Origin of the sequence: Pseudomonas sp. KBW05, assembly GCF_003852405.1 — a bacterium.
Classification (GTDB): Bacteria; Pseudomonadota; Gammaproteobacteria; order Pseudomonadales; family Pseudomonadaceae; genus Aquipseudomonas.
Map to the genome: position 1 here is coordinate 39,454 of NZ_QAJM01000052.1, position 24,988 is coordinate 64,441.

The following is a 24,988-nucleotide window of genomic DNA, read 5'->3' on the forward strand; positions in this document are numbered from 1 at the left end:
GTGACAGTGAACAATGGAGTGTCGGGTATCGGCAAAAGTTGCAGTTTTTTTGCCGGCCGGCGGTTTTGCGCAAAATCCGAATCAGGAAAATTCGACCTACAGTGTAAGATGTCGCCTATTTGTGCAGCAGGTAATTCAACATGAGCTTCAATCTGGCCAACAAGACCCTCGCCGAACGCGCCGAGCTGGAAGATGAAAAGTCCCGCCTCTACGACCTGTGGCAAACCAATCTGGGCAAGGCCAAGGGCGAAGCGGCGCGGTTGTTCGGCGAGCGCGCCAAGCGCAAGGGCAAGTGGGCCGAGTGGGTACGCGCAGAACTCGACGGCATGTCGCCGCCGGAGTTCTCCAACATGGTGCGCAGTGAGGTCAACAAGTTGATGGCGGCGGCTAAATAAAGCTCGCCACAATTGCCTCGCGCACCTTGAGCAACAACGGGTCCAACTGCGCCTGGGTGCGCCAGCCCAGCTCCACCGGGTAGCGCGGTAGCGCCAGCGGGCAGGGCACTACCCGCAGGCCGCTCATCTCGGCGATCGCCTGGGCCGCATGCCCGGGAATGGTCGCCACGGCCTGGCTGCCCTTGAGCAGAAACGGCAACGCGGCGAAGTGACTGGTTGAGGCGCAAACCTGGCGGCTCAACCCTTGGGCCGCCAAGCCTTCATCGGTAATCCCGATAAAACCGCCGGACGACACCAGCACATGTTCGCGCGTGACGAACTCATCCAGGTCGATGCTGGCCTGGTCCGAGTCCAGCAGGCAACGGTAATCGCCTTCTCCCAGCACCTGGCGGCTCAACCGGCCCTGGGCAAAACCGCCCGCCGTGATCGCCAGGTCCAGGCTGCGGTCGAGCAGGGCGGCGGCGACGATCTGGCTGTGGGTCTGGCGGAAGATCACCCGCAGCTTTGGCGCCCGCTGTGCGATGGCCGCCATCAGCCGGCGCCCGTAGGCAATTTCGAAATCATCGGACAGGCCCAGCACCACTGAACGGCCCTGATACTCCTGGTTATCCGGGTTGACCATGGCCAGGCTGTGCCGGCAGCGATCCAGCGCTTCACTGATCACCGGCCGCAACTGGTTGGCCCGCACGGTAGGCGCCAAGCCACGTCCGGTGCGCACAAACAACTGATCGCCATACACCTCGCGCAAACGTCGCAGCCCTGCGCTGATGGCCGATTGGGTCACCCCCAGGCGCAACGCCGCGCGGCTGGCGCTGGACTCATCGTGCAGGGCTTCGAAGGTTTTCAGCAGGTTGAGATCGATCTTGTCGATATTCATTTGGCTCATATCATTTAGCACTGAGGTGGGCTTTATTCATGATCGCGGCGGGCGAGAGAATGGGCAACCCCCACTATTCGGAGTGATCGAGATGCCTGTTTCCACAGTCGCGGCCCTGCAAATCGGTGCCTTGCCCGGCGGCAAGGCTGAAACCCTGGCGCAAATCCTCGGCTATGAGGACGAGATCCTGCGCAGCGGCGCGCAATTGGTGGTGATGCCCGAGGCATTGCTGGGCGGCTATCCCAAAGGCGAAGGGTTTGGCACGCAACTGGGTTATCGCCTGCCGGAAGGTCGTGAAGCCTTTGCGCGGTATTTCGCCAATGCCATCGATGTGCCTGGCGCCGAGACAGACGCATTGGCCGGCCTGGCGGCGCGCACCGGTGCCAGCCTGGTGATCGGCGTGATCGAGCGCAGTGGCAGCACGCTGTATTGCACCGTGCTGTATTTCGAACCTTCGGGCGGCCTGGTGGCCAAGCACCGCAAGCTGATGCCCACCGGCACCGAGCGGCTGATCTGGGGCAAGGGCGACGGTTCGACTTTGCCGGTGATCGACACCGCCGTCGGGCGTATCGGCGGGGCGGTGTGCTGGGAAAACATGATGCCGCTGTTGCGCACGGCGATGTACGCCAAGGGCGTCGAGGTGTGGTGTGCGCCCACGGTGGACGAGCGCGAGATGTGGCAGGTGAGCATGCGCCACGTAGCCCATGAAGGGCGTTGCTTTGTGGTGAGCGCGTGCCAGGTGCAGGCGTCGCCGGCAGCGTTGGGTGTGGAGATTGCCAACTGGCCGGCGCAGCGCCCGTTGATCGCGGGTGGCAGTGTGATTGTCGGGCCGATGGGCGACATCCTGGCGGGGCCGTTGGTGGGCGAGGCGGGGTTGTTGACGGCGCAGATCGACACCGACGAGTTGGTGCGGGCGCGGTATGACTATGACGTGGTGGGGCACTATGCCCGGCCGGATGTGTTTGAGTTGGTGGTGGATGAGCGGGAAAAGCCCGGAGTTCGCTTCGTCACTGATTAAACGCCGTCCAAAATGTGGGAGCGGGCTTACTCGCGAATGCGGTGGGTCAGTCGAAGCATATGTAACTGAAACACCGCATTCGCGAGCAAGCCCGCTCCCACACAAGCCCACTACACATTAGATCTGTATTGGCCGGGGGATTGGGATTCCAGCCATTCTTCGCGGCTCATCTCCCAGATATCCCGTGGGAAAGTGCCTTCCACAAACTCGCCTTCATCCGTCCTGATCAACCGCATCCCCTCACGCTCGGAAATCCGCCGCGACCCCAGGTTGGGCGCCGCCTTGGGCACCCGCAACAACGGCTGCTCCAGCACGCCAAACCAATAGTCAGTCACCGCCGCACTGGCTTCGCCCATCAAGCCTTGCCCTTGCCACTGCGGGCCAAGCCAGAACCCCCGGTTGTTATCCACTTCATCCATCAAGCTGACATTGCCGATCAACTGCTCCGGCGCGCTTTTCAGGCGGATCGACCAGTGCCATTCCGCGCCGCGGGCCATGGCGGGCAGGGCGACGTGTTGCAAGTAGTCGAGGGCGCCGTTGGCCGGGTAGGGCCAGGGCACCAGGGCGTTGAGGTAACGCACCACATCCCAATGGGGGAACTGCTGCTGGATGCCCTCGGCGTCGTCCAGGGTCAACGGGCGCAGGATCAGGCGTTCAGTGAACAAGGTGGGTTGCATGGCGGTTACCAGGTGGCAGTGTTCGGCAGGTCCAGGGTGCCACGGTCCACAAAGCGCATAGTGCCAAACAGCCCGCCCGCCAGTTTGCCCCGCAGCACGTAGGGCAGGTTATTCAAGCTTTGGGTCTGGCTCAGACCCAGGGTCTGGCGCAACAAGGAGAACGCCGAAACACTCACCGGCACCATCAGAACGGTCTCGGAGAAACGTGGGATGGTTCCAGCCTGGTCGCTCACCCCCGACGCCAGTGGGCGGCCATTGACCTCCAGGTCCAGGGCCACGCCGTTGTAGTCGATCGCCGTTTCATTGGGGTTCTGCACCCGCAGTTTCACGGCGAAGCGCACTTCCAGGTCCTGGCTTTGCAGGGGCTCGATGCCCACCACATTGATATTCACCGGGTCACGGTTGGGGAACAGCGCGCAAGCGCTCAGGGTCAGCAGCAGTAACGAGAGAACCATGAGCTTGCACATAAAAAGTGTCCCTTATTTCGTGACGTCCGGGTCCTGCATCACTTTGAGGGTAGAGGACTCCGGATCAAATTCATCTTCTTCCAGCTCTATGAACTCTTCCGGCAGGAAAATGTTCAGCAGGATTGCACAGAATGCGCCCACGGTGATCGGCGATTCGAAGATGTTGTGCAGCGCCTTGGGCAGGTCGCGCAGCACTTCCGGCACGGCGGCGACGCCCAGGCCCATGCCGAGGGAGATCGCCACGATCAGCACGTTGCGCCGGTGCAGGCCGGCTTCGGCGAGGATCTTGATCCCGGCCACCGCGACGGTGCCGAACATGATCAGGGTGGCGCCACCCAGCACCGGCTTGGGCATCAATTGCAGCACCGCGCCAATCATCGGGAACAGCCCCAGCAGCACCAGCAGGCCGGCGATAAAGTACGCGACGTAGCGGCTGGCCACGCCGGTCAGCTGGATCACGCCGTTGTTCTGCGCGAAGGTCACCATCGGCAAACTGTTGAAGGTGGCGGCCATCGCCGAGTTCAGGCCGTCGGCCAACAGGCCCGACTTGATGCGCTTGATATACAGCGGGCCCTTGACCGGCTGCTGGGAAATCATCGAGTTGGCCGTCAGGTCACCGGCCGCTTCCAACGGCGAAATCAGGAAGATCACGGCCACCGGGATAAACGCCACCCAATCGAACGAGAACCCGTACTTGAATGGCACCGGCACACTGATCAACGGCACCTGCGGCAAGGCCGCCATGTCTACGCGGCCGAGCATCCAGGCCACCACAAAGCCCAGGGTCAGGCCGATAACGATGGAGCCCAGGCGCAGGAACGGATTGCTGAAGCGGTTGAGCACGACGATGGTCAACAGCACCAAGGCCGCCAGGCCCATGTTGGTGGCCGCGCCAAGGTCCTGGGCGCCATACCCGCCGGCCATGTCGGTGACCGCGACCTTGATCAGTGACAAGCCCATCAAGGTAATGATGGTGCCGGTGACCACCGGGGTGATCAGCATGCGCAGCTTGCCGATGAACTGGCTCAGCACCACTTCGATAAACGCGGCAAAAAAGCAGATGCCGAAGATCGTCGAGAGAATCTCCTCGGTGCCGCCGCCCCGGGCCTTGACCATAAACCCGGCGCTGAGGATCACGCTGATAAACGAAAAACTCGTGCCTTGCAGGCACAGCAGCCCCGAGCCAATGGGCCCGAACTTGCGCGCTTGCACAAAGGTGCCCAGCCCCGACACAAACAGCGCCATGCTCACCAGGTACGGCACTTCGCTTTCCAGGCCCAGCACACCGCCGACAATCAGCGTGGGCGTAATGATGCCGACGAAACTGGCCAGCACGTGCTGCAGCGCGGCAAAAATCGCGGCGGTGAAGTGCGGGCGGTCTTCCAGGCCGTAGATCAGGTCGGATTTATAACGGGGGCGGGGGGCTTGAGCGTCAGACAAAATGCGGGCTCGGGTCAGAAAATGGAGGCGCAGGATGCCAGAAACTGCCTAGCGTCAGAAGTGTAAAAAAATATTTATAAACGCCCTGCATAAATCGGCAAAGCCTGCCGATACCTCGTATAGGCCCACATTCCAACCATAACAGTGGTGACCAAAGGTCAGAACGGCGCGTTGACGCCGGCTGATCGTTTCGCGGCAGGGACGCTCGCAAACACTACTTCTGAGAGCACCCCCCTATGTCACTTCGTCAGCTGAATATCGCCCCACGCGCGTTTCTCGGTTTCGCTTTTATTGCGTTGTTAGTGGTTTTATTGGGGGTGTTTGCGGTCAATCGCATGACGCAGATACGCCAATCGTCGGTGGACATGAGCGCGAACCAGGTGCCCAGCGTGACGTATCTTGGCGCTATCACCGAGAACGTGCTGCGCCTGCGCATCCTGTCGTTCCGTGTGCTGGTCAACCGTGAACCGGCAGGTCTGCAAGAAGCCGAAACGCGCATGGGCGTGCTGGCCGACAAGGTGAAAGCGGCCCAGGCTGGTTACGCGGTGCTGCCCGCTGGTACGGAGGAGGCCGCGCTGTACAAGACGTTTGTCGCCACCCTGGACAACTACTTCAAGGCCCAGGCCGAGATGCTGACCCTGTCCAAGCAAGGCAAGGTCGAGGACATGCGTACCCTGATCAATACCCGGATCAAGGATGGCACCGACCAGATGGGCGAGCAGTTGAACAAGCTGATCGCCATCAACGCGGCCGATGCCAAGGATGCCGACGCTGAGGCCGGGCACAGTTATCAGGGCGCGATCACCGGTGTGATTGCCGTGTCGGTGGTTGCCGCGCTGCTCACGGTGCTGCTGGCCTGGTTGCTCACGCGCAGCATCGTCGCCCCTTTGCGCAAAGCCGTGGAAGTGGCCGAAACCATCGCCAGTGGCAACCTGAGCAAAGTCATCGAAGACGATGGCAAGGACGAACCGGCTCGCCTGTTGGGCGCGCTGGCGGCGATGCAGGCCAACCTGCGCCAGACCATCCAGCACATCGCCGGCTCGGCCACGCAGCTGGCTTCCGCCGCTGAGGAACTCAGCGCGGTCACCGAAGAGGCGTCCAAGGGCCTGCAACAACAGAACAATGAAATCGACCAGGCCGCCACGGCGGTCAACGAGATGACGGCGGCGGTGGAAGAAGTGGCGCGTAACGCGGTGTCCACCTCCGAAGCATCCAGCCAGTCCAACCAGGCAGCACGTGAAGGCCGCGACCGTGTGGTGGAAACTGTCGGCGCGATCCAGACCATGACCCAGGATGTGCAAAACACGTCCGTGTTGATCGAAGGCCTGGCCACCCAAGGCCGCGATATTGGCAAGGTGCTCGACGTGATCCGTGCGATCGCCGAGCAGACCAACCTGCTGGCGCTCAACGCCGCCATCGAAGCGGCACGCGCCGGTGAAGCCGGGCGCGGTTTTGCGGTGGTGGCCGACGAAGTGCGGGCCTTGGCCCATCGCACGGCGCAGTCGACCCAGGAGATCGAGAAGATGGTTGCCGGTATCCAGAACGGCACCGGTGAAGCGGTGCAATCGATGCAGCAAAGCAATCAACGCACACAAAACACCCTGGAAATGGCCCGCGCTGCTGGTGTGGCGCTGGAGCAGATCACCCAGTCCATCAGCCTGATCAACGAGCGCAACCTGGTGATCGCCAGCGCTTCGGAAGAACAGGCCCAGGTGTCCCGCGAAGTGGACCGCAACCTGGTGAACATCCGCGACCTCGCGACCCAGTCGGCGGCGGGTGCCAACCAGACCAGCGCAGCCAGCCATGAGCTGTCACGCCTGGCGGTGGATTTGAATGGGATGGTGGCGCGCTTCGTGATCTAACAGTCACCGCAAACCCTTGTGGGAGCTGGCTTGCCTGCGATAGCAACCTGTCAGTCAATGCATCATTGACTGAACCACCGCGATCGCAGGCAAGCCAGCTCCCACAGTTTTTTCAGCGGTGTGTCAGGGTTACTGAGTCCAGGCCGCGGGGTTCACCAGGTTCTTCGGCCTTTCCCCGGCCAACGCCTGCAGCAGATTGTCCACCGCACATTTGGCCATTGCCTCTCGTGTCTCATGGGTCGCCGAGCCGATATGCGGTGTTGCCACCACATTGTTCAAGCGCAGCAATGGTGATCCGTGATCCAGCGGCTCCTTCTCAAATACATCCAACCCCGCTGCACGAATCGTGCGCTGTTGCAACGCCTCCACCAGCGCCGCTTCGTCGACCACCTTGCCCCGTGAGATGTTGATAAAGATCGTCTCCGGGCCCATCAGCGCAAACTCTTCGGCGCCAATCAGTTTTTCTGTTTCGGCCGTCAATGGCAACGTGAGGCAGACAAAATCGGCCTGTTGCAGCAGGTCAGGCAAGCTGCGGTACTGCGCACCAAAGCGCTGTTCCACCAACGGTTTGGGCGAATGGCTGTGGTAGATCACCGGCATGCCAAAACCAAAATGCCCACGCTGGGCCAGGGCCTCGCCGATGCGGCCCATGCCGATGATGCCCAGGGTCTTGCCGTGCACATCGCTGCCGAAGTGCGCGGGGCCGATGTTTTTGTTCCACTGCCCGGCGCGCACCATGTCGGCCAGTTCAACCACGCGGCGGGCGGTGGCGAGGATCAGCGCAAAGCCGGTGTCGGCGGTGGTTTCGGTGAGCACGTCGGGGGTGTTGCTGAGCAGGATGCCGCGCGCGGTCAGGTAGTCGATGTCGTAGTTGTCGACGCCCACGGACACGCTCGCCACCGCTTTCAACTGCGGCGCAAGCTCCAGCAATTGCGCATCCAGGCGCAAGCTCGCGCCGAGCAGGCCGTGGGCAGTCGGCAGGGCGTCGCGCAGTTTGGCCAGGCCGCTGGCGTCCAGCGCTTCGATCAGGGTGACGTCCGCCTGTTCATGCAGGCGCGCCATCAGCGGTGCGGAGAGTTTTTTGTACAACACGACAGACTTTTTCATGCGGTCTTTACCTTCAAATCCAGGGTTGGCGCCGGCGCGCGGTCGCTGGCGCCGGGCTTGAGGAAAATCGTCAACACCACCGACAGCAGCAGCGCGCCGCTCATCAGCAGGTACGAAGCACCGGGCGAGCCGGTGCTGCTATTGAGGTAGCCCACCAGGTACGAGCCGCCGAACGAGCCGAGGGCGCCCATGCTATTGATCAGCGCCATGGCGCCGCCGGCGACGTTGGCTGGCAGGATCTCGGGGACGATGGCAAAAAATGGGCCGTAAGGTGCATACATACAGGCTCCGGCAATCACCAACAGGGTGTAGGACCACCAGAAGTGTTCGGCACCCAGGGCGTAGGAGCCATAGAACGCGACGGACGCGATCAGCAGCGGCGGCCAGACAAACCGTTTACGTTTTTGCAGCTTGTCCGAGCCCCACGACACCACCAACATGCCAATCACCGCCGCTAGGTACGGTAGCGCCGACAGCCAGCCGGCCTCGACCATGTCCATCTGCAACCCGGCCTTGAGGATCGACGGCAGCCACAGCACAAAGCCATATACGCCGATGCTCCAGCAGAAGAACTGCAACGCGAGAATGATCACCTTGGGCGAACGGAACGCTTCGCCATAGTTCTTCACGGCCTTGATGCCCACCTGTTCGGCGGCGAGGGCGGTTTCCAGGCTGTGCTTTTCGCTGTCGCTGAGCCACTTCGCATCCTTTGGCCGCTCATCGGCCAGGCGCCACCAGATAAACGCCCACAGCACGGCGGGCAAACCTTCGATGATAAACATCCAGCGCCAGCTGAAATGCTGCACCAGATAGCCCGACACCACCGACATCCACAGCATGGTCACCGGGTTGCCGAGGATCAGGAAGGTGTTGGCCCGCGAGCGTTCGGCACGGGTGAACCAGTGGCACAGGTACACCAGCATCGCCGGCATCACCGCAGCTTCGACCACGCCAAGCATGAAGCGAATCACGATCAGCATGTAGGCGTTGGACACCACGCCGGTCAGCGTGGCCAAGCCGCCCCAGAGGATCAGGCTGACAAAGATCAGCTTCTTCACGCTGCGCTTCTGAGCGTAGATCGCCCCCGGCACCTGGAAGAAAAAGTAGCCGAGAAAAAACAGTGCCCCCAGCAACGACGACATGCCGGGGGTGATCATCAGGTCTTCGGCCATCCCGGAGGCGGCGGCGAAACCGTAGTTGGCGCGGTCCAGGTAGGCCAGGCTGTAGGTGATAAAAACGATGGGCATGATGTACCACCAACGGCGGGTGGCGAGTTTCACGGTTTCCATGGGGTTGCTCCTGAGCTTGTTGTAGTTGTGGCAACAGGTAGTGGGTTAGGCAACGGATCGAACGGGTAACTCTGAACGGGTAGGCAAACCTTCCATGTCGCCGCGACTTTGCACGGCACGGCTGCCGATCCAGTTGCCGCGCTGCACGGCCTCGGGGAAGCTGAGGTTTTCCAGGAGGGCGCTGATCATGCCGACGGCAAAACCGTCGCCAGCACCAACGGTGTCGACGACGTTGGCCACGGGCACGGCGGCGATAAAACCCTGGTCCAGGTGCGTGCGGTAGTAAGCGCCGTCTGCGCCGAGCTTGATGGCCACGGCTTCGGCGCCACGGTCGAGGTAGAACGCGGCGATATCGGCCGGGTCATCGAAACCGGTGAGCAGGCGGCCTTCGCCCAGGCCCGGCAAGACCCAGTCGGCCAGGCTGGCGAGGGCATTGATTTCGCGGACCATTTGCGCCTGGCTGGCCCACAACGCGGGGCGCAGGTTGGGGTCGAACGACACGCTGCGCCCGGCGCTGCGCATTTGCGTCATCAGTTCCACCGACAGCTCGCGGGTCGCCTCGGACAGCGCGGGCGGAATCCCGGTGGCGTGCAGGTGACGGGCGTCGAGCAAGGTCGGACTGATCGCCGCAACCGACAGGTGACTGGCTGCCGAACCCTTGCGGAAGTACTCCACCTGCGGGTCGGCACCGGCTTCTTCGCGGGACTTGAACTGGAAGCCCGTCGGATGCAGGGGATCAACCGCCACATGTCGGCAATCCAGCCCTTCGTTTTGCAACGTATCCACCACAAAACGCCCGAGGGAGTCATTGCCCACGCGGCTCAGCCACGCCACGTTGAAACCCAGGCGCGACAGGCCGATGGCGACATTGCTGTCGGCGCCGGCAATGCGCTTGTGGAACTGCGCAACCTGGGCCAGATCGCCGGTTTGCTCGGCGACGAACATCGCCATGGTTTCGCCAAACGAGAGGATATCGATCTCAGACATGGGCGTTCTCCGCACGCGGTTGGCCAAGGTGGGCGAGGGTGCTGACTTGCTGCGCGGTGACGGCGATCAGGTCGTCGCCTTGCAGCGGGAATTCCACCGCCCGGGTAATCCCTTGAGTCATGTGCTTGAGCAATTGTTCCCACAGGTGCAGGTCGGTGGCGCCGGGCGGTAGGGCGACGAGTTTGCCGTCCGGGCGGCGGGCCACGGCCTTGCAGTGCAGGTAATCCACATGGCGGCCGAGCAGGCGCGCGGCGGTGAGGGCGGATTGGTCTTGCCACTGCCAGTTGCCGATGTCGAAGGTCATCTTGATCGGCAGGCCCAGGCGTTCGACCTCGGTAAAGAAGCGCTGCATCGGCTCGATCCGTCCGCCGTGCAGGGTCTGGTCATTTTCCACCAGCAGCTGCACCGGGTGGCGGTTGAGCAGGGCGTGCAGGCTGTCGAGGTCGTTGGTGTCGGTGAAATAGCCGAGGGAGACTTTCAGCCAGCGCGCACCGAAGGCCTGGGCGCGGTCGAGGGTGGCGGCGAGCTCGGCGTTGGGCTGGGCGCGGCCGGCGACCCACAGTTCCAGGGGCGAAGAGAATACCGATTGCAAGTCATGCTGCGCGGCGGCCTGGGCCAGTTCGGCGGGGTGTTCGTGGGTCAGTAACTCTTCGCGCCATTCGATGCGCTGGGCACCGGCGGCGGCGAGCAGCTCGACAAAACTCAATTGGCCCTGCTGGCGGACCAGGTCGGCGCCGTAGCTGGAAAGGCTGATGGAGACGGGGTATTTGTGCATTGTTGTTTACCTCTGAAACCGGTTTCATTTTTAAGCAAAAAATTTAGAGCCTCTGGGTGGAGCCTCTAACAATCAGTTGTGGCAGGAAGTCCAGGGTGCGCGTCGGCTCGGTATCGCCGCGCAGGCGCTTGAGCAGGCACTCGAATGCGCTGGCGCCGATGGCTTCGGTGGGCTGGGCGAGGGCGGTGATGCCATTCCCTACCAGCGGGTACCAGTCCAGGTCATCCAGGGCGATCAGGCCAACGTCGTCGAACAGGTTGCAGCCCAGGTGCTTGAGCGCGCGGGTGCAGGCCAGCGCGGCGACGCCGTTGGCACAGAACAGCGCCTTGGGGCCGGATTTGGCGAGAAATATTTGCAGGTGCTGTTCCAGTTCGCCGTCCAGTTCCAATACCGCACCGGTCAGCTGCGGGCGGCCGGCAATCTCGGCCTTGAAGCTGTCCAAGCGCTCCAACCGCGAACTGGTGCCATCGGTGGCTTCGCTCACCAGCAGCACGTCGCGATAACCCTGTTGCTCCAGATGCTCTACGGCCATGCGCACCGCCGCCGGGTTGTCCAACCCCACCAGGTCGCTGTGCAGCGGCGCGAGCTTGCGGTCCACCAGCACCAGGGGCATTTCCCGTTGCAGTTCCAGCAGTTGGTCGAGGTGATGGCCGAGGGTGTTCACAATCAGCCCTTCGATGTTGTACGAACGCAGCGCGGCGAGGTGCTGGCGTTCCTGTTCGTCATCGCGGTCGGTGTTGCACACCACCAGGCTGTAGCCGTGCTGGCGGCAGGCGGTTTCGACGCCGTGCATCACGGCGATGGAATAGGGGTTGCGGATATCGGCGACGAGCATACCGATCAGGCGTGTGCGCCCACGTTTGAGGCCACGGGCCATTTGGTTGGGACGGTAGCCAAGTTGCTCGATGGCTTGCTCGATGCGCAGCGCGATAGCATCGGAGAGCAGGGCGCGATCGTCGCCGATAAAACGCGAGACGCTGGCTTTGGACACGCCGGCGTGTTGGGCCACGTCGAGCATGGTCACGCGGCTGCGCTGGGCGGCGGAAAATGAAGTCACGGTGGAGCCTTTCTTATTGGAATTCGGAGTGCGCTGAAACCGGTTTCAGAAGACACCAGCCATTGCTTGCAGTCAAGAGGAAATTCGCAGGATGACGCCGTGTTCAGGTTGATGAACCCGACGGGCGGCAATCGCACCTGTTAGTTCTGACAGTATCCGGGCGGGCGTTCCGGGTGTTCAATCGCCTTTAAGTTAACGGCATTACCGCATTACGCGTGTTGGATGTTGGGTCCACAGGAGGGCGATATGAGCAAGCCAAAAGCCATAAAGTCAAAGCCCGCAAAATCAAAGCCCAAAAAATCACAGGCGGGTAATGTTACTGCTGGTTCTGGGGCCGTGCTGGCGTTTGATGGCCCCCGGGTGGTTCGTGCGCTGTCAGATGGATTAGTGCCTGCAGCGTACTATTTCGACAACCTTGCGTGCGAAATCGAAACGCCATGGACCTTCCTCCCCGGCGTTGGCGAGACTCACTACGTCATACCCGTGTGGGATGACCACAGCGCGGCACCCGTCGACGTGTTGCCGGCCCTGCAACTGGATGGTCCGCTGACCCCCGGCGACTTTCCTATTCCATTTGAGATTCCCCAGGCGTTCTTGCTGAACAGCGCGCATGTCGATCTCTCTTTCCGGGTTCATCTCGACTCGCCAACCTCGCCAAATTTCGATACGTCTGACCCCACACTGCTCAGAATAGATCGGGATGCGCCTGGGGCTGGAGGGCCGCTGCCGCCGGCGATTTATCCAATTGATCCGATCACTGACCTGTACTTGGGCATGACGCCATTGGTGCCCATGGAAGTCCCTGGGGGTTATCTGGGGCGTGAGGTGGGTGATGAAATACTGATGTATTTTTCGGATGTGAACGCGCTACCGACGGTTGCGCCCACGGTGATTTCTCCGCCGCTGGTGAGTGCCACTGGGTCAATAATCGTGCAAGTCCCCAATACGGTTTTCCAGAACTTCCCTGGCGCTGCTTTTATTTTCTGCTTTTATCGGCTGAGGGATCGGGCCGGCAATCTCAACCCAGAGTTTTCCCTGGTCGCGCAGGCTGCGCTGGAGGTGGGGCTGCCCGTTCCGACTTACCCTCGGCCGCGTTTTCCGCAGACTGATTCTGAACCCATAGCGAATCCAAACCGATATATGACATGCGCCTGTACACCAAGAATCTGGTTCGGCGTCGAGATTCGCATTGAACCGAGTACTGGGCCGGGTTTGGGTATCCAGCATGGGGACTTGGTTGTGATGCACTTTCAAGGTTATCGCCAGGCCCCTGACGTGGACCCACTTCCAGGCATCGCCGATACCCAAAGCCACATTTGGGACTCGGTAGCTGACGCATTGGGTTACTCCTTCTGGATTCTCGATGTTGAGCGTCTGATCCGCCCGCTCAAGGAAAGGGCGGGAGGGGAGGCGAGTTACAGGGTGTACAGGGGGGGATTAATGATTGGCCGGTCTGCTTCCCGGTTCGCACGGTTTGACCGCGTAGTGCCGTCGACGCCACCCACTCGCTATTGCTGGATACACGGCAATGCGCCTGAGCCCTGACCCTGGGCGCAGATGCACAGCATCCTATGGGTAAAGCGTTATAGGGGCGCCGAGGCAGATTTCACCGCAAGCACTAAGTGTTTTGGCTATGCCGCACATGAAGCGGTAGGGAGATGTATTGCCGGGAAATGAGTTCGTCCTCGGTATGTCCCAGGCGGATAAGTGGTTTTTTTGAAAGAAACCTACATTGAACGAACGTGGAGATCATCAAAAATGAGCAGCAATCCGAATGTGCCATTGGCTCCCCTGGAAGCCCCAGCGGCCCCCACTATCGTGGGTGCCCTTGATGATGCTACCGGGCTGATTCTGGCCAGTAATGCGACTGCCCCCCTCACCGTACGATGCAAAACGGGCGATATTTCAGATTTCGATGATTTTTTCGTCGTCGAAATGGCGGACGCTACACAACCACTGTTGGTCTGGGTTGCGTTGACAGCGCCGATTCAACTGAGTGAGACCCCTATCCCCATCCCTGACAGGTTCGAAATCACCGTGCCCGCTCCACCCGGTGGTTTCCGGCATGGTTTCTATCAGCTACGTAGCGTTCAGTACCTCAACATCGGTGGTGTTCCGGCAGCGACGGGAGAACACTCGGAGCCTGGGAATTTTACCGTTGACCTGCTTTCGCCGTATTCCGATCCCTCTTTTCGAGATCAGCCCTTTGCAATAATGTGGCCCGGCACGCTTCCCGTAGGTACGCCGATAGACAATGCGTATTTGGCCTTGCACGGCGGGGTGATGTTCCAAATCCCCCAAAACACGTTCGTGCCGCCCCCTGGCCAGTGGGCACTCGGAGATTTTATTACGTTCTACTGGAGCTCGGTGATGTTCCCGCGTCCACAGGACATCGTCAGCCCTGCCGGGGGCATTCCAATGTTGCAGACAGGCAACACAGCTTTTTTCCTGCCGGCAGCAATGATCGACGTGAGTGGCGACCTTAATGCGTTCTACACCATCACAGACAGGGCGGGAAACGTCAGTCGTCCTTCATTCATCGAAACTCGGCGCGTTGCGTTGATCGACGATCCAGAACGTGGCACCCCATTTCTTCCTTTTGCGCCTGCGCCCGAGGGCGGTAGTACAGACGATTTGATCAATATTGCAGACTACCTGAGGGATCCTGAGGTAGTGGTCAGGCTTTATAACAACCACGCGCCCACGCTTGATCGCCTGGAGGTACAGTGGGATACGCAACCTTTTGGCCCATTGGGCATGCCATTCACGTCGTTTCCGCAGACATTCATCGGCATGCAGGCAGCAATCAGGGGCGCTTATACCCAAACCACGGTTGGGCCGCAGTCGGTGCCTGTGCGCTATCGGATTTCCCGCAACGGCGCCCTGTTCCCCTCTTTCGACAAAACCATCCGGCTCGATTTGTCGGTAGGCGGTGCCATCAACCCTGGGGACCCAGGTACTCCCAATATCAACCTTAACTTGGCCCACGTATTCGGCGCCGGTTCGACGACCCCGGATGTGCTGCTGCCTGCCCATGCTGATCAACAGGTACGCGTGGACATCGTCTTGTGGACCGTTGCAGTGGCGCCGCATCCGGGGCTGTCGATCATCTTTCTCTGGGAGGATGAGCGGGTTGGACCGTTCCCTATCGGTACTGCGGCGGGGGGCAGTACGTTCTCGTTCAATATCGATTGGGCCGTGGTTGCCCGTCATGGCAACGACCTGAAGACCATCAAATATCTGGTCCTCGACCCGGCGACAACCAACGAAAACGAGTCGCCATCCACCACGGTCGATGTACAGGACGCCGTCGTCGTGGAGTTGGCGAAAGCGCAGTATGTGGCTGCGATCGCGGGTCGTTGGTTCTGCTCGGACTTGAAAACTCGGACGCCCGGGACCCCCCCTGTGCTGTTTGGTGAGGTTTATGTGCCAGGCGATCCACGGATGGCCCTCGGCGTGTCACTGACATTGACGTTGAGCCTTACCAATACATATCCAGGCCTGCCAATTGGGACGTTCCCGGTTACGAAGATTCACCCAAGCTTGAGCCAACCCGACATCGACAACGGAATCACGTTCGAAATTGACTACATGCCGGACCTGGCCCAGGCCCCGAGGGGCACTATCGTGGCGACCTATGAAACGGTTTTGAGCAATGGAGTGACTGGCCATGGTGAACCGTCGGAAATACGGAGCACGCTGGCGAACACCCACTTCTTCTGCGACGGGACCAATATTCCCTCATCTTGATCGAACCTGAAAAAGAATAGGGGAGCGTAGCTCCCCTTTTTTGCGCAAGCATTTCCCCCGCCCTGGCTGCTGCCGGTTCACTCACCTCAATAAGATAAGTCCTACAGAGCTTGGGATGTTTGGTACGTACTCTTTGCGCCGCACAGGTAAGGCTCCATTCCTTGGGAACGAGCCTAACCGTTTTCATCGGCTCCCCCCCCAGAGAGTGAACGACTATGTACGTACCCGACAACTTCAAGCTCAAGCCCCTGAGCGCGATGATGAAAGTCCCGACCATGACCCTGCTTATGTTTGCAGCGGTTCATGGGGCTGCCCACGCCGATCAGCTGATTGGCGAACAAAAGACCATTGACTCCAGTGAGTCGTCCAAAGACTGGCAACTGGACCATAAGTCCGAACTGACCCTTAACGGCGCCACTGCACAGAGTATCCTGGCCAATGATTCGGCATTGATCGTGAACGCCGGCAGTCGAGTGAATGACATCCGCGCTACGCAAGGCTCGACCGTCAGCCTCACGGGCGCACATGTAGAGTCGCGCAACCCGTCGTTTGGTGCCGTGCGCCTGGATGACAGCACTGCAACCATCACCGGCAGTACCCTGATCAGCCATACCAATTTCGGCTTGCAGGCGTTCCAGAGTGCCGGTTCGCTTAAAGGCGGGGTTGCCGATGTGTTCAACAGTGTCATCAAAGGCGTTACTGCCGGTGCGCTTGCGCAAGGTAACAGCGAGCTGCACTTCAACCAAAACAGCTGGGTTGAAGGCACCGGTGCCGACAGTGCCGGCGTTCGACTGGACAGCGGCGCACTCGTGACCGCCAGCCAAAGCACATTGATCGGTGGCAAGAACGGTGTGCTCATGACGAACCTGTTGAACAGCGCCGAATCCAGCAAGTTGGTGCTGGACAACTCCCACGTCGAAGGCCGCACGGGCTCCGCGATTCTTGTCGAGGGCCGCCCAGGACGCGTTCCGACCGTCGACATCGACGTACGCAATGGTTCGACCTTGACCGGTGGTAATGGCACGCTGCTGGAAGTGAACAGCGGCGCGACTGCCAACATGAATGTCGACAACAGCCGTTTGAACGGCAATGTGATTGTCGAGGATGGCAGCACGGCGCATTTGAGCCTGCAGAACAATGCCGGCCTTACCGGCCAGTTGAAGAATGTCACCAGCCTGAACGTGGGCGATGCATCTTTCTGGGAGTTGACCGGCAACAGCCAGGTGGGCGCCTTGAGCCTGGCGGGTGGGACGGTCAAATTTGGCGACACTAACGCCTTTTATCAATTGGACCTGGACAGCCTGGAAGGCAATGGCACCTTTGTCATGGGCACTGATTTTGCCCGTGGCGTTACGGACTTCCTGAACATCGAAGGCGAGGCCAAGGGCAATCACAGCCTGTTGCTCGCGGCCAGCGGTACAGAGCCGGTGAAGCCTGAAGAGATTCGCGTGGTGCACACCGGTGGTGGCGACGCCAACTTTTCCCTGGTGGGCGATGTGGTCGACGTGGGTGCTTTCTCCTACGGTCTGAAGAAGGAAGGCACCGATTGGTTCCTTGATCCCAACAACCGCGTGATCAGCCCAGGCACCCGCTCGGTGCTGGCGCTGTTCAACACCGCACCGACCGTCTGGTACGGCGAGGCCACTTCACTGCGTACGCGTATGGGTGAACTGCGATTTGAGCCAGGTCAGGCGGGTGTATGGGTTCGTGGTTATGGCAATAAATACAAGGTGGCCGAGAGCACTGGCGTGGGCTACGACCAAACCCAGCAGGGTTTCACTCTGGGTGCCGACACGCCGCTGGTCGATAGCCAGTGGATGGTGGGTGTGATGGCTGGCCACAGTTCGTCCGACCTGAACCTCAAACGCGGCACTTCCGGTAACGTGAAGAGCTACTACCTGGGTGCCTATGCCACCTGGCTGGATGATGAAAGCGGCCTGTATTTCGACGCCGTTGCCAAGGTCAACCGCTTCCACAACGAGTCCAAGGTCGGTTTGAGCGACGGCACTTCGTCCAAGGGCAAGTACAACAATACCGGTGGTGGCTTGTCGGCTGAGTTCGGTCGCAACATCAAGCTGGATGACGGCTTCTTCGTCGAACCGTATGCCCAAGTGTCGACCGTGGTGATCCAGGGCGCCAACTACAACCTGGATAATGGCCTGAAAGCCGACGGCGAACGTACCCGCTCGATCATGGCCAAGGCCGGTGCGACGGTTGGGCGTGATATTCAACTCGACAGTGGCAGCGTGGTCCAGCCTTACCTGCGCGCGGCGATGGTGCACGAGTTTGCCAACAACAATAAGGTGTCGGTGAACAACAATGTGTTCAACAACGACCTGTCCGGCTCGCGTGCCGAGTTCGGCGCAGGCGTCGCGGTGAAGCTGTCGAAGAACCTGCAACTGCATGCCGATCTTGAGCACAGCAGCGGCAGTAAAGTTGAACAGCCTTGGGGGGCCAACGTGGGTGTTCGGTACACCTGGTAAACCCCGATCAAAAAAGCCCGTATCGCAAGATACGGGCTTTTTTTTGCCTGTTTGTCGGCTCAGGTATGAATGTCGAAGTTGACGACCAAGCTGTGTACAGCGCCGCTCGGATTGGTATCGGTGGTAACAACAGCGGAGCCCTGGACCTTGATAAGCTGCGGGAAGATTTGTTGAATGTTCAAGGTGCCGATAACGCCGCGTACCACGTAAGTATCCGTCGCAGTCTTGATCGAGAGCCAGACTCTGGTAGAGGTGAACTCACTGTTCGTCAAGTCGAACGTCGTGCCGGCCGGCGTGTGGTCCGCAAACTGAATATAGATTTCCCGCACGGTGTCCTGGCCCTCGGTGTTGCGCCCGGTAATACCCAGAATGCGTTGTGAGGGGTCATTAACAATGGTGATGGTTTGGACACTGATTTCCTGGGCATCCAGGAACACCGAGAAGGTTCCCTCTGCCTCACGTGCCCGGGGGAACAATACGCTCTGTTGGTGGGGAGTCAGCGTTGCAGTTTGTGCTGGCATGATTGCGTCTCCATCTTGGATGAATAGGTCAAAAACGCGGGATGGCCGGAGTCTCTGGCTCAACTGACAAATAGCACTGTGGGCAGCGCTGTTAACTGTCAAAGCCTGCAGGTAGAGCAGGGGCATTTGCCTGACTTCATCGATGACTATCTTCGAATCAGCCGCCGTACCGTGGTTTCAATTAGACGCGCTTCCTTGAATAAATCTACTGTCAGATATGACAGTTCAACAGCCCGTTTTTTTATTTCTTTAAGGCCTAAACAGGTGCGTATTGCTCAGCCAAACAACCCAGCCGCAATATTGATCGAGAACCCCAGGATCGCCGTATTGAACAGAAACCCGATCAACGACTGCCCCAATACCACCTTGCGCATGCCCCGCGTGGCCACACCCACATCCGAGGTCTGCACCGCCACGCCGATGGTGAACGAGAAGTACAGGAAGTCCCAGTAATTGGGGGTCGTCAGGCCCTCGGCAAAACGCAGCGCCGGTTCCTTGCCATCCCAGGTGTAATACAAACGCGCGTAATGCACGCTGAAAATCACCCCGATCAGCAACCATGAACCGATCACCGTCAGCCCAGTAAACCCGTAGTGCAGCAGGCGCGCGGTGGTGGGCAGGTCTTTGCTGCCGACCAGTTCGAAGGTGATGGTCGCCAGGCTGGCGATGGCCGCGATGCACACCATGAACAGCACCAAGCCGGCGTTTTCATCTTCGATTTCGGCGATGCGTTTGACGTCGGGGGCCTTGGCGCGGATGGTCAGCCACAGCATCAGTACCAGGTAGGTCCAGACGCCGGCGTTCCAGCCGATGAGGGTTTTGCTGACGAGGCTGTCGGCGGGAACCAGGATGCCGACGGCAAGGCCCAGCACGGCAGCGGTGGAGAGGCGAGGGTGGGTGCGGACGAGGAAGGGCATGGCGGCTCACAACTGACGATGTGTGAACAGACTGTACAGGATCGTGAATGCAGCAACTAACCCCTGTGGGAGCGGGCTTGCTCGCGAAGGCGGTGGGTCAGTCACCGGATGCATTGACTGACACACCGCCTTCGCGAGCAAGCCCGCTCCCACAAGGGGAGCTGCGGTGTTGGTGCTATCGGGGCGTTTTCTTCACTAGCTTCATGACCACCACAAAGAACACCGGCACAAACACCACCGCCAACGTCGCGGTGATCATCCCGCCAATCACCCCCGTACCAATCGCCTGCTGGCTCGCCGAGCTGGCCCCGGTGGCAATTGCCAACGGCACCACGCCGAGGATGAACGCCAGCGAGGTCATGATGATCGGTCGCAAACGCAAGCGTGCCGCTTTCAACGTCGCGCTGATCAGGTCTTCGCCCTGGTCATACAGGTCCTTGGCAAACTCGATGATCAGAATCGCGTTCTTCGCCGACAGGCCAATGATGGTGATCAAGCCCACCTTGAAGAACACATCGTTGGGCATGCCGCGCAAGCTCACCGCCAGCACTGCGCCGAGCACGCCCAGCGGCACCACCAGCAACACCGACGTGGGGATCGACCAGCTTTCATACAGCGCCGCCAGGCAGAGGAACACGATCAGCAACGACAGGCCCAGCAGCAACGGCGCCTGGGCACCGGACAAGCGTTCCTGCAACGACAGCCCGGTCCACTCCTGGCCCAAACCCGCCGGCAACTGGCTGACCAGGCGCTGGATTTCATCCATCGCCTCGCCGGTGCTGTGCCCCGGTGCCGCTTCGCCGCTGATGGCGATGGCCGGGTAGCCGTTATAGCGCGTCAACTGCGCCGGGCCCTGGGTCCACTTGGCTTCGACAAACGCCGACAGCGGCACCATCTTCCCGGCGTTGTTGCGCACATGGATCTTCATCAAGTCCGCCACCTGGCTGCGCTGGTCGCCTTCGGCCTGCACCACCACGCGCTGCATGCGGCCCTGGTTGGGGAAGTCGTTGATGTAGGCCGAACCAATCGCCGAGGACAGCACATTGCCCACATCGGCAAACGACACGCCCAGGGCGTTGGCTTGCTTGCGGTCCACTTCCAGCTGCACTTGCGGCGCTTCGGCCAGGGCGCTTTCACGCACGTTGGCGAGGATCGGGCTCTTCTCGGCGGCCGCGAGCAACTCGGTACGCGCCGCCATCAATGCGGCATGGCCGACGCCACCACGGTCCTGCAAGCGGAACTCAAAGCCGCTGGAGGTGCCCAGGCCGTCTACCGGCGGCGGCAGGATGGCGTAGGCAATCGCATCCTTGAGCTCGCTGAAGGCGGCGTTGGCGCGGTCGGCAATGGCCATGGCCGAATCCGCGCTGCCCCGCGCCGACCAATCCTTGAGCGTGGTAAACGCCAACGCGGCGTTCTGCCCCGAACCGGAGAAGCTGAAGCCCATGATCATGGTGGTATCGCCCACCCCCGGCTCGCCGGCGTTGTGCGCTTCGATCTGCTCGGCCACCTGCACCGTGCGGTTCTTGCTGGCGCCGGGCGGCAGCTGGATGTCGGTGATGGTGTAGCCCTGGTCTTCCACCGGCAGGAACGAGGAGGGCAGGCGTGTGAACATCCAGCCCAGGCCCACCAGCAGCACCAGGTAAATCAGCAGGTAACGGCCGCTGCGCTTGAGGGCGTAGGCCACCCAGCCTTCATAACGGTCGGTGAGCTGCTCGAAGCGCCGGTTGAACCAGCCGAAGAAACCGCCCTTGGCATGGTGCTCGCCCTTGGCAATCGGCTTGAGCAAGGTGGCGCACAGCGCTGGGGTCAAGGTCAGGGCAAGGAACGCCGAGAACAGGATCGAGGTGGCCATCGACAGCGAGAACTGTTGGTAGATCACCCCCACCGAACCGGCCATGAACGCCATCGGCAGGAACACCGCCACCAGCACCAGGGTGATGCCGACGATGGCCCCGGTGATCTGGCCCATGGCTTTGCGCGTGGCGTCCTTGGGCGACAGGCCCTCGGTGACCATGATGCGCTCGACGTTCTCCACCACCACAATCGCATCGTCCACCAGGATGCCGATGGCCAGCACCATGCCAAACATGGTCAGCACGTTGATCGAGAAACCCAGCAACAGCATGGTGGCGAAGGTGCCCATCAGCGCAATCGGCACCACCAGCGTCGGGATCAGCGTGTAGCGCACGTTCTGCAGGAACAGGAACATCACCGCAAACACCAGCGCCATGGCCTCCAGCAAGGTGTAGACCACCTTGGTGATCGAGACTTTGACGAAGGGCGAGGTATCGTACGGAATCTTGTACTCCACGTTCGCCGGGAAGTAGCGCGACAGCTCGTCCATCTTCGCCCGCACCAGGGTCGCGGTGTTCAGCGCGTTGGCACCGGGCGCCAATTGCACGCTGACGGCGGTGGACGGCTTGCCATTAAGGCGCGTGGAGAACTGGTATTCCTGGCTGCCGATTTCCACCCGCGCCACGTCGCCGACGCGCACGGTGGAGCCGTCCGGGTTGGCCTTGAGCACGATGTCGGCGAATTCTGCCGGTGTCGACAGCTGGCCCTTGACCAGGATCGCCGCAGTGATTTCCTGGGTTTTTGTACCCGGCAAATCACCGATGCTCCCCGCCGAGACCTGGGCGTTCTGCGCGCTGATCGCCGCATTCACATCGGCCGGCGTGAGGTTGAAGCCGATCAGCTTCTGCGGGTCGATCCAGATGCGCATCGCGCGCTCGGCGCCATACAGCTGCGCCTTGCCCACGCCGTCCAGGCGCTTGAGCTCGTTCATCACGTTGCGCGCCAGGTAGTCGCTGAGCGCCACGTCATCCAGCTTGCCGTCGTTGGACGTAAGCGTGACCAGCAACAGGAAGCCGGCGGAGACTTTCTCCACCTGCAAACCTTGCTGGGTCACCGCCTGCGGCAGGCGTGGCTCCACGGCCTTGAGGCGGTTTTGCACATCCACCTGAGCCATCTCCGGGTCGGTGCCCGGCTGAAAGGTCGCGGTGATGGTGGCCGAACCGAGGCTGCTCTGGGACTCGAAATACAGCAAGTGATCGGCGCCGTTGAGCTCCTGCTCGATCAGGCTGACCACGCTTTCATCCAGGGTCTGCGCCGACGCGCCAGGGTACACCGCATAGATTTCGACTTTCGGCGGTGCGACGTTGGGGTATTGCGCCACCGGCAACTGCGGGATGGCCAGCAAGCCCGCCAGCAGGATAAACAGGGCCACCACCCAGGCGAAGATCGGGCGGTCAATAAAGAACTGCGGCATGGCGGATTATTCCTTTGCGAGCTGGCCAGAGGTGGGGCTGTTGTCCACCTCTACTTTTTCACCGGGGCGGGCGTGTTGCAGGCCTTCGACGACGATACGGTCGCCGGGCTTGAGGCCGTGGCTGACCACCCAGCGGTCGTCGATCACTGCACCCAACTCCACCGGTTGCTGGCTGACGATTTGCTCGGCGTCCAGCAGCAACACCATCGGGATGCCGGCGCTGTCACGGGTAATGGCGCGTTGCGGCACGCTGATGCCTTGCTTGTCGACGGCCTGTTCCAGGCGCACCCGCACAAAGCTGCCGGGCAGCAGGTCGAGGTCCGGGTTGGGGAATTCGCTGCGCAGGATGATCTGCCCGGTGCCCGGGTCGACGCTGATCTCGGCGAACAGCAGCTTGCCCGGCAACGGGTAGAGGCTGCCGTCGTCCTCGATCAGCGTGGCCTTGGCCTGGTCCTGGCCGACCTGCTTCAAACTGCCGGCGCGGAAGGCGCGGCGCAGGTCATTCAGCTCACGGGTCGACTGGGTCAGGTCGGCGTGGATCGGGTCCAACTGCTGGATGATCGCCAGCGGCGTGGCCTCGTTCTGGCCCACCAGCGCCCCTTCGGTCACCAGGGCACGGCCGATACGCCCGGAAATCGGTGCAGTCACGGTGGCGTAGCCCAGGTTCAGCCTGGCGCGCTCCACGGCGGCCTTGTTGGCGGCGACTTCGGCGTTGGTCTGGCGCAGCGCTGCGCGGGCATTGTCGTAGTCCTGGCCGCTGATGGCCTTGTCGGCCACCAGTTGGCTGTAGCGCTGCTCTTGCAGGCGTGCCTGGAACGCGTTGGCCTCGGCCTTGCTCAGGTTGGCCTGGGCGCTGTCGAGGTCGGCCTTGAATGGAGCTGGGTCGATGCGAAACAGCACGTCGCCCTGTTTGACGTCATGGCCTTCCTTGAACACCCGTTGCATCACCACGCCCGCCACCCGCGCCCGCACTTCGGCAATGCGCGGCGCGGCGATGCGCCCGCTCAGCTCGCTGGTGATGGACAGGGGCTTGGCTTCAAGGGTTTCGATACGCACTTTGGCCAGGGGCATCTGCGGCGCCTCGGCGGCGGACTGGTCACACGCGCTCAGGGCAACGGTCAGGGCCAGCAGGCAAAACGGCGCAAACAGATTCTTCGACATGCTCTTATCCCAATAATGACTGGCGCATCCTAAAGTCACCTGCGCCGTGGTGCTGTGAAGCTATGTAGCTCGTCTGTGAAGAAATGTAAGGCAAGGCCCGCGCTGGGCTGCGGGCGTATATCCTAGCTGATACAAACGCGGACTGATGCGGGAGCTGGCAGGCCAGCTCCCACACAAGCCTGCTCATGCATTGAAATCGTGTACGACTCACTTTTGTATCTTTTTGGAAACACCCATGCCCAACATCCTCCTGGTGGAAGACGACGCCGCACTCTCCGAGCTGATTGCCAGCTACCTGGAGCGCAATGGCTACCACGTCAGTGTGCTCAGCCGTGGTGACCATGTACGTGAACGCGCGCGCCTCAACCCACCGGACCTGGTGATTCTCGACCTGATGCTGCCCGGCCTCGACGGCCTGCAAGTGTGTCGCCTGCTGCGCGCCGATTCGGCGGGCCTGCCGATCCTCATGCTCACCGCCCGCGACGACAGCCGCGACCAGGTGCTGGGCCTGGAAATGGGCGCCGACGACTACGTGACCAAACCCTGCGAACCCCGCGTATTGCTAGCGCGGGTGCGCACCTTGCTGCGGCGCAGCAGCCTGTCGGAACCGCAGGTGGCCAACGACCAGATCCTCATGGGCAACCTGTGCATCGACCTGTCGGAACGCACCGTGACCTGGCGCCAGCAGGTGGTGGAGCTGTCCAGCGGCGAATACAACCTGCTGGTGGTGCTGGCCCGCCACGCCGGCGAAGTGCTCAGCCGCGACCAGATCCTGCAACGCCTGCGCGGCATCGAGTTCAACGGCACCGACCGCTCGGTGGACGTGGCCATCTCCAAGCTGCGGCGCAAGTTCGACGACCACGCCGGCGAAGCGCGCAAGATCAAGACCGTGTGGGGCAAGGGCTACCTGTTCAGCCGTTCCGAGTGGGAATGCTGA

The 24,988-nt window shown here is 61.1% G+C and carries 20 protein-coding genes; 7 read left to right on the plus strand and 13 right to left on the minus strand.

What is annotated here, in order from left to right:
* The first annotated feature begins 140 nt into the window (after nt 1-140).
* On the plus strand, nt 141-395 hold the full coding sequence (locus tag DBR46_RS29135) for a hypothetical protein (protein WP_003190904.1): 255 nt from the start codon (nt 141-143) through the stop codon (nt 393-395).
* Here DBR46_RS29135 and DBR46_RS29140 read toward each other — a convergent pair.
* Nucleotides 388-1,281: a LysR family transcriptional regulator gene (locus tag DBR46_RS29140; protein WP_124529729.1), complete on the minus strand. Its 894-nt coding sequence runs from the start codon at nt 1,279-1,281 to the stop codon at nt 388-390. The two genes, DBR46_RS29135 and DBR46_RS29140, sit on opposite strands and share 8 nt — an antisense overlap.
* Before the next feature lie 82 nt (nt 1,282-1,363).
* Between DBR46_RS29140 and DBR46_RS29145 the strand changes: the two genes are divergently transcribed.
* Nucleotides 1,364-2,290 (plus strand): carbon-nitrogen hydrolase family protein, encoded by a 927-nt coding sequence (locus tag DBR46_RS29145; RefSeq protein ID WP_124529731.1) that lies wholly within the window; start codon nt 1,364-1,366, stop codon nt 2,288-2,290.
* 110 nt (nt 2,291-2,400) lie between these two features.
* On the opposite strand, the gene DBR46_RS29150 is transcribed toward DBR46_RS29145, so the two are convergent.
* The 3 genes from DBR46_RS29150 to DBR46_RS29160 are packed head-to-tail and all read right to left on the minus strand — an operon-like array spanning nt 2,401 to nt 4,874.
* Nucleotides 2,401-2,967 carry a GNAT family N-acetyltransferase gene (locus tag DBR46_RS29150; protein ID WP_124529733.1) on the minus strand — a complete coding sequence of 189 codons (567 nt, stop codon included), beginning with the start codon at nt 2,965-2,967 and terminating at the stop codon, nt 2,401-2,403.
* Between the two features lie 5 nt (nt 2,968-2,972).
* Nucleotides 2,973-3,434 (minus strand): LEA type 2 family protein, encoded by a 462-nt coding sequence (locus tag DBR46_RS29155; protein ID WP_124529735.1) that lies wholly within the window; start codon nt 3,432-3,434, stop codon nt 2,973-2,975.
* Between the two features lie 12 nt (nt 3,435-3,446).
* Nucleotides 3,447-4,874, minus strand: a complete 1,428-nt coding sequence (locus DBR46_RS29160) for a nucleobase:cation symporter-2 family protein (protein ID WP_124529737.1) — start codon at nt 4,872-4,874, stop codon at nt 3,447-3,449.
* Between the two features lie 236 nt (nt 4,875-5,110).
* Between DBR46_RS29160 and DBR46_RS29165 the strand changes: the two genes are divergently transcribed.
* Nucleotides 5,111-6,736: a methyl-accepting chemotaxis protein gene (locus tag DBR46_RS29165; RefSeq protein ID WP_124529739.1), complete on the plus strand. Its 1,626-nt coding sequence runs from the start codon at nt 5,111-5,113 to the stop codon at nt 6,734-6,736.
* Between the two features lie 129 nt (nt 6,737-6,865).
* Here the strand turns inward: DBR46_RS29165 and DBR46_RS29170 are convergent, their stop codons facing one another.
* Genes DBR46_RS29170 through DBR46_RS29190 form a run of 5 tightly spaced genes read right to left on the minus strand, consistent with a single transcriptional unit; the run spans nt 6,866 to nt 11,951 of the window.
* A complete protein-coding gene (locus DBR46_RS29170) occupies nt 6,866-7,843 on the minus strand; it encodes a D-glycerate dehydrogenase (RefSeq protein ID WP_124529741.1) in 978 nt (325 codons plus the stop codon).
* Complete coding sequence (locus tag DBR46_RS29175; protein ID WP_124529743.1) at nt 7,840-9,132, minus strand: MFS transporter; 1,293 nt, start codon at nt 9,130-9,132, stop codon at nt 7,840-7,842. The genes DBR46_RS29170 and DBR46_RS29175 overlap by 4 nt, the downstream gene beginning before the upstream one ends.
* A 45-nt stretch (nt 9,133-9,177) precedes the next feature.
* Complete coding sequence (locus DBR46_RS29180; protein WP_124529745.1) at nt 9,178-10,119, minus strand: sugar kinase; 942 nt, start codon at nt 10,117-10,119, stop codon at nt 9,178-9,180.
* Entirely contained in the window at nt 10,112-10,894 is a 783-nt protein-coding gene (locus DBR46_RS29185; RefSeq protein ID WP_124529747.1) for a sugar phosphate isomerase/epimerase, read from the minus strand. The genes DBR46_RS29180 and DBR46_RS29185 overlap by 8 nt, the downstream gene beginning before the upstream one ends.
* A gap of 43 nt (nt 10,895-10,937) precedes the next feature.
* Nucleotides 10,938-11,951, minus strand: a complete 1,014-nt coding sequence (locus tag DBR46_RS29190; RefSeq protein ID WP_124529749.1) for a LacI family DNA-binding transcriptional regulator — start codon at nt 11,949-11,951, stop codon at nt 10,938-10,940.
* Between the two features lie 246 nt (nt 11,952-12,197).
* On the opposite strand from DBR46_RS29190, the gene DBR46_RS29195 reads away from it, so the two are divergent.
* The 3 genes from DBR46_RS29195 to DBR46_RS29205 all read left to right on the plus strand — a co-directional run bounded on the left by DBR46_RS29195 (nt 12,198) and on the right by DBR46_RS29205 (nt 18,184).
* Nucleotides 12,198-13,496 (plus strand): hypothetical protein, encoded by a 1,299-nt coding sequence (locus tag DBR46_RS29195; protein WP_256659419.1) that lies wholly within the window; start codon nt 12,198-12,200, stop codon nt 13,494-13,496.
* Nucleotides 13,497-13,709: 213 nt separating this feature from the next.
* Nucleotides 13,710-15,701 (plus strand): hypothetical protein, encoded by a 1,992-nt coding sequence (locus tag DBR46_RS29200; protein WP_124529751.1) that lies wholly within the window; start codon nt 13,710-13,712, stop codon nt 15,699-15,701.
* 215 nt (nt 15,702-15,916) lie between these two features.
* Nucleotides 15,917-18,184 (plus strand): autotransporter outer membrane beta-barrel domain-containing protein, encoded by a 2,268-nt coding sequence (locus tag DBR46_RS29205; RefSeq protein ID WP_124529753.1) that lies wholly within the window; start codon nt 15,917-15,919, stop codon nt 18,182-18,184.
* A gap of 59 nt (nt 18,185-18,243) precedes the next feature.
* Here the strand turns inward: DBR46_RS29205 and DBR46_RS29210 are convergent, their stop codons facing one another.
* From DBR46_RS29210 to DBR46_RS29225, 4 genes are all read right to left on the minus strand, one after another.
* Nucleotides 18,244-18,705: a hypothetical protein gene (locus tag DBR46_RS29210; protein WP_124529755.1), complete on the minus strand. Its 462-nt coding sequence runs from the start codon at nt 18,703-18,705 to the stop codon at nt 18,244-18,246.
* Between the two features lie 275 nt (nt 18,706-18,980).
* Nucleotides 18,981-19,622, minus strand: a complete 642-nt coding sequence (locus tag DBR46_RS29215; protein ID WP_124529757.1) for a DUF1345 domain-containing protein — start codon at nt 19,620-19,622, stop codon at nt 18,981-18,983.
* A 175-nt stretch (nt 19,623-19,797) separates the two neighbouring features.
* Nucleotides 19,798-22,890 carry an efflux RND transporter permease subunit gene (locus DBR46_RS29220; RefSeq protein WP_124529759.1) on the minus strand — a complete coding sequence of 1,031 codons (3,093 nt, stop codon included), beginning with the start codon at nt 22,888-22,890 and terminating at the stop codon, nt 19,798-19,800.
* Nucleotides 22,891-22,896: 6 nt separating this feature from the next.
* Nucleotides 22,897-24,051 (minus strand): efflux RND transporter periplasmic adaptor subunit, encoded by a 1,155-nt coding sequence (locus DBR46_RS29225; RefSeq protein WP_124529761.1) that lies wholly within the window; start codon nt 24,049-24,051, stop codon nt 22,897-22,899.
* Between the two features lie 235 nt (nt 24,052-24,286).
* Between DBR46_RS29225 and DBR46_RS29230 the strand changes: the two genes are divergently transcribed.
* Entirely contained in the window at nt 24,287-24,988 is a 702-nt protein-coding gene (locus DBR46_RS29230) for a response regulator transcription factor (RefSeq protein ID WP_124529763.1), read from the plus strand.

Coding starts and splice junctions, on each gene's coding strand:
- DBR46_RS29220 (WP_124529759.1), bottom strand. CDS start 22,890: ATGCCGCAGTTCTTTATTGACCGCCCGATCTTCGCCTGGGTGGTGGCC.
- DBR46_RS29210 (WP_124529755.1), bottom strand. CDS start 18,705: ATGCCAGCACAAACTGCAACGCTGACTCCCCACCAACAGAGCGTATTG.
- DBR46_RS29165 (WP_124529739.1), top strand. CDS start 5,111: ATGTCACTTCGTCAGCTGAATATCGCCCCACGCGCGTTTCTCGGTTTC.
- DBR46_RS29170 (WP_124529741.1), bottom strand. CDS start 7,843: ATGAAAAAGTCTGTCGTGTTGTACAAAAAACTCTCCGCACCGCTGATG.
- DBR46_RS29150 (WP_124529733.1), bottom strand. CDS start 2,967: ATGCAACCCACCTTGTTCACTGAACGCCTGATCCTGCGCCCGTTGACC.
- DBR46_RS29155 (WP_124529735.1), bottom strand. CDS start 3,434: ATGTGCAAGCTCATGGTTCTCTCGTTACTGCTGCTGACCCTGAGCGCT.
- DBR46_RS29140 (WP_124529729.1), bottom strand. CDS start 1,281: ATGAGCCAAATGAATATCGACAAGATCGATCTCAACCTGCTGAAAACC.
- DBR46_RS29135 (WP_003190904.1), top strand. CDS start 141: ATGAGCTTCAATCTGGCCAACAAGACCCTCGCCGAACGCGCCGAGCTG.
- DBR46_RS29195 (WP_256659419.1), top strand. CDS start 12,198: ATGAGCAAGCCAAAAGCCATAAAGTCAAAGCCCGCAAAATCAAAGCCC.
- DBR46_RS29200 (WP_124529751.1), top strand. CDS start 13,710: ATGAGCAGCAATCCGAATGTGCCATTGGCTCCCCTGGAAGCCCCAGCG.
- DBR46_RS29175 (WP_124529743.1), bottom strand. CDS start 9,132: ATGGAAACCGTGAAACTCGCCACCCGCCGTTGGTGGTACATCATGCCC.
- DBR46_RS29205 (WP_124529753.1), top strand. CDS start 15,917: ATGTACGTACCCGACAACTTCAAGCTCAAGCCCCTGAGCGCGATGATG.
- DBR46_RS29180 (WP_124529745.1), bottom strand. CDS start 10,119: ATGTCTGAGATCGATATCCTCTCGTTTGGCGAAACCATGGCGATGTTC.
- DBR46_RS29230 (WP_124529763.1), top strand. CDS start 24,287: ATGCCCAACATCCTCCTGGTGGAAGACGACGCCGCACTCTCCGAGCTG.
- DBR46_RS29215 (WP_124529757.1), bottom strand. CDS start 19,622: ATGCCCTTCCTCGTCCGCACCCACCCTCGCCTCTCCACCGCTGCCGTG.
- DBR46_RS29225 (WP_124529761.1), bottom strand. CDS start 24,051: ATGTCGAAGAATCTGTTTGCGCCGTTTTGCCTGCTGGCCCTGACCGTT.
- DBR46_RS29145 (WP_124529731.1), top strand. CDS start 1,364: ATGCCTGTTTCCACAGTCGCGGCCCTGCAAATCGGTGCCTTGCCCGGC.
- DBR46_RS29185 (WP_124529747.1), bottom strand. CDS start 10,894: ATGCACAAATACCCCGTCTCCATCAGCCTTTCCAGCTACGGCGCCGAC.